Origin of the sequence: Pseudomonas sp. K5002 (assembly GCF_013386655.1) — a bacterium.
In the GTDB taxonomy this organism is placed as follows: domain Bacteria; phylum Pseudomonadota; class Gammaproteobacteria; order Pseudomonadales; family Pseudomonadaceae; genus Aquipseudomonas.
In genome coordinates this window covers 1-3629 of record NZ_JACARK010000954.1, presented here as the reverse complement: position 1 = coordinate 3629, position 3629 = coordinate 1, and the positions used below count along the sequence as shown (strand labels likewise).

Here is a 3629-nt window from a genome sequence, read left to right as displayed (position 1 = left end):
CGAGCGCAGCCCGCGCCAGATCATGCAGGCGCTGGGGGCCAAGGCCCTGGATTGCCCCGCCGACGATCCGCGCCTGGCCAACCTCAATACACCGGAGTTGTTGCACCGCCCGCCCAGCGTGTCAGAATGAGCGTCGAACAAGGAACTTTGCCGACGTTACACACGTCACAAGGTCAGTACTCAACAAAGCATTCTCTCGGAGACAAACTCATGACTCAACGGACCATCGCCGCTCTCATGCTTGCACTGGGCCTCGCTACCCTTGCCGGTTGCGCCTCGCCGACAGTGATCACCCTGAATGACGGTCGCGAAATCCAGGCCGTCGACACTCCTAAATTCGACAAGTCCACCGGCTTCTACGAATTCGAACAGCTGGATGGCAAGCGCACCCAGATCAACAAGGATCAGGTTCGCACCGTTAAAGACCTGTAAGTCTTAACGCCAGATACAAAAAAGCCCGCGTAATGCGGGCTTTTTCGTTGCTGGGATTTACCAGTCCAGGCTGATCTCGCTGCGAAAGTCGCGCTCAAGGCCGGTGACCGGGTCGATGAAACGCACCCCTTGGGCCAGCAGCTTGAGCGGGTTGGCGTAGTCGTCCTCGGCATCCTTGATAACGTCGGGGTAGAACGGATCGTTGCAGATACTCGCGCCCAGGGCCGTCATGTGCACCCGCAACTGATGCTTCTTGCCGGTCACCGGAAACAGGCCATAGCGCCACAGGTCGCCATTCTTTTCCCGCACCTCGACCGCCGTCTCGGTGTTGCTCGCCCCCTCGCCTTCCTGCATGCGAAAGAACGGCTCGCCATCCACCAGCCGGCTTTTGTGCACCAGCGGAAAGGTCAGCCCAGGCAATGCAGGGGCAATGGCTTCGTAGAACTTGTCGATCTTGCGCGTGGGAAACAGCTGTTGATACGCCGAGCGCGTCTGGGGGTTGGCCGAAAACAGCACCAGCCCTGCGGTATGCCGATCAATGCGATGCAGCGGCACCAGCGCCGGGTTGTCGAGGCGACGGATCAAACGCCGCAACAGGGTCTGCTCGACGTATTCACCGGCAGGCGTGACCGGCAGGAAGTGCGGCTTGTCGGCTACCACCAGGTGTTCATCGGCGTACAGGATCGTCTCCTGCACCGGGATTACTTTCTCGTTCGGTACTTCGCGAAAGTAGTAGATGCACAGGCCTTCGCGGTAGGCGAGGTCCTGATTGATGGGGGTGCCATTGATGTCCAGTACCCGGCCTCGGGCGATGCGGTCCAGCCATTGCTCACGGCTGATGGCCTGGAAGTGCTCACACAGGCAATCCAGCACGGTGGCCCAGGCGCCTGGCGGCAGGTACAAGGTGCTGGCTTGGTGCTGGGCAGCGGAAAAAACGGACATGGCAGGCTCAAGACGTGGACATACAGGCGCGCATTATCCCGCATGCAGCCGGATCAGGCCCAGCACAGATTCAGGCCTTGGCCAATTCCGCGCGCAACACCGGTGACGCACTGGCCGCCTCGGTGAATTCCTTGAGCCAGCGCAGCACATCCACCGCTTCCCAGCGGCCCGGGTCGTAAAGCGCATACAGCAAGCCCTGGTAACCCACCACATCCAGCTGCTTGTGATAACCCGCGCGCTGGAACAGCGCCTCGATCTCGGCAAAGCAGGTGTTGAAATGCACTTTGTTAAACGGCGTCTTGCCTTCCGTGACCAGGCCATCGAGGCGCAGCTCGTTCACCGCGTCGCGCACGACGTCGGCGGACATGCGATTGACGCTGCTTTTCAGTTGTTCAACATTCACCACGGGCGTTCCCTCTCATTCAATCGCTGTACAAACATACAGTAACCGAATAATCGGGAACTCGCCATCGCCGAGTGCTAGCTAAGAAAGTTCACTACCTGCGCTTCGTCGAACGGCCACTCCAGCTCCGCGCCCGTGTCTACCCGGCGCAGCACCGGAATACGCAGGCCGTAGGCTTCATACAGGGCCTCGGAATCGGCGATATCCACCAACTCCACCAGCAGGCCGTGTTCGACCAACGGCATGATTTCGGCTTCGGCAATCTCACACAGATGGCAGCCCAGGGTGCCGAACAACTGACATTCAGGAAGCATGGCAAAGGGTCCGAGAAGAATCAGGCACCTATTCTAACAGCGTCGGGACACTGCAAAAGCCTGACCCAGATCAGCATGGCGTATAACTGATTCAGTGACTCTCGCGACTTTTTTCCCGTAATACCTGCAATGGAGCTGCATGTGTTTGCCAACCTGCTGATTATCCTGGCCTCCTCCCTGGTGGTGATTGCGCTGTTTCGTCGCCTGCAACTGCCGCCGGTGCTGGGCTATCTGTGTGTTGGCCTGGCCGTGGGCCCCACCGCCCTCGACTGGGTCAATGACAGCGAAGAGTTGCCAGACCTTGCCGAACTGGGTGTGGTGTTCCTGCTGTTTTCCCTGGGCCTGGAGTTTTCTCTCAACAAAATGCTCAGCCTGCGCCGGGTGGTGTTTGGCTTGGGCAGCCTGCAGGTACTGTGCTGCGGGTTGCTGCTGGGCGGTTTGCTGGCACTGTTCGGCCTGTCGCCGACGACCGCGCTGTTGCTCGGTGCTGGGCTGGCGTTGTCGTCCACCGCCATCGTCAGCAAGGAGCTGACCAGCCTCGGCGAAATCTTCAGCAGCCATGGCCAGAATGCGATTGGGGTATTGCTGTTCCAGGATGTAGTGGCCGTATTGCTGCTGACCCTCGTGCCAGTGTTCGCCGGTAACAGCGAGCAAGCCTGGTACTGGGCATTGCCACTGACCCTGGGCAAAACCGTGGTGCTGCTCCTCGGCCTGCTGCTGGCCAGCCGCTGGTTGCTGCCGCGTTTGTTCCGTGAGGTGGCGGCGTCCCATTCGGCCGAATTGTTCGTGCTGCTGGCACTGGTGATCGTACTGCTCACCGCCTGGCTGACCCACTTGCTGGGCCTGTCCCCGGCACTCGGTGCGTTTCTCGCCGGCATGCTGCTGGGGGAAAGCCATTACCGCCATCAGATCGAAGCCGATATCCGGCCGTTTCGCGACATCCTGCTGGGACTGTTTTTTGTCAGCATCGGCATGCTGATCGACCTGCAACTGTTCGTCAGTCATAGCCTGTTGATTCTCGGCCTGACCCTCACGCTGATGTTGATCAAAGGCTGTGTGGTCGCGCTTTTGGTGCAACTGCGCGGCAGCGACGGTGAAACCGCCTGGCGCAGCGGCCTGGCGCTGGCCCAGGGCGGCGAGTTCTGTTTCGCCTTGATGGCGCAAATGCAGCAAAGCCGCCTGCTGCCCGCCGACATCAGCGGCCTGCTGCTGGCTGCCACCTTCTGCTCGATGCTATTGACTCCGCTGTTGCTCAGGGCTGCACCCGCGATTGCCCTGCGCCTGCACCGCAAGCCCAACCAGCAAGTACAGCTTGAAGAGATTACGGCCCTGAATGCCGAGCTGCGCGACCACGCGGTGATCTGCGGCTACGGCCGGGTTGGCCAGTCCATCGGGCGCTTCCTGCACCGTGAACAACAGGCGTTCATTGCCCTTGATGACGACCCGGAGCGAGTCCAGGAAGCGTCTACCGAAGACAGCGCCGTGCATTACGGCGACTGCCGCCGTGGCGCCCTGCTCAGCGCGGTCGGCCTGGAACG

General features: G+C 60.6%; 5 protein-coding genes and 1 pseudogene. 3 read left to right on the top strand and 3 right to left on the bottom strand.

Translation table 11 applies throughout. From position 1 onward, the window contains the following. A pseudogene (locus HX846_RS39905) lies at window positions 1-130 on the top strand (molybdenum cofactor guanylyltransferase MobA); the annotation flags it as partial. 80 nt (window positions 131-210) lie between these two features. Further along, window positions 211-432 (top strand): YgdI/YgdR family lipoprotein, encoded by a 222-nt coding sequence (locus HX846_RS31615; RefSeq protein WP_003209090.1) that lies wholly within the window; start codon window positions 211-213, stop codon window positions 430-432. A 57-nt stretch (window positions 433-489) separates the two neighbouring features. On the opposite strand, the gene HX846_RS31610 is transcribed toward HX846_RS31615, so the two are convergent. The 3 genes from HX846_RS31610 to HX846_RS31600 form a co-directional block, all read right to left on the bottom strand. Continuing rightward, a complete protein-coding gene (locus HX846_RS31610; protein WP_177028920.1) occupies window positions 490-1374 on the bottom strand; it encodes a pseudouridine synthase in 885 nt (294 codons plus the stop codon). A 70-nt stretch (window positions 1375-1444) separates the two neighbouring features. Next, window positions 1445-1780 carry a hypothetical protein gene (locus HX846_RS31605; RefSeq protein ID WP_003209087.1) on the bottom strand — a complete coding sequence of 112 codons (336 nt, stop codon included), beginning with the start codon at window positions 1778-1780 and terminating at the stop codon, window positions 1445-1447. 74 nt (window positions 1781-1854) lie between these two features. Next, a complete protein-coding gene (locus tag HX846_RS31600; protein ID WP_008432163.1) occupies window positions 1855-2091 on the bottom strand; it encodes a glutaredoxin family protein in 237 nt (78 codons plus the stop codon). Between the two features lie 141 nt (window positions 2092-2232). On the opposite strand from HX846_RS31600, the gene HX846_RS31595 reads away from it, so the two are divergent. Then, window positions 2233-3629: monovalent cation:proton antiporter-2 (CPA2) family protein (locus HX846_RS31595; protein WP_178966904.1), on the top strand; the 1397-nt coding region annotated here is incomplete at its 3' end.

Coding starts and splice junctions, on each gene's coding strand:
- HX846_RS31615 (WP_003209090.1), top strand. CDS start 211: ATGACTCAACGGACCATCGCCGCTCTCATGCTTGCACTGGGCCTCGCT.
- HX846_RS31610 (WP_177028920.1), bottom strand. CDS start 1,374: ATGTCCGTTTTTTCCGCTGCCCAGCACCAAGCCAGCACCTTGTACCTG.
- HX846_RS31600 (WP_008432163.1), bottom strand. CDS start 2,091: ATGCTTCCTGAATGTCAGTTGTTCGGCACCCTGGGCTGCCATCTGTGT.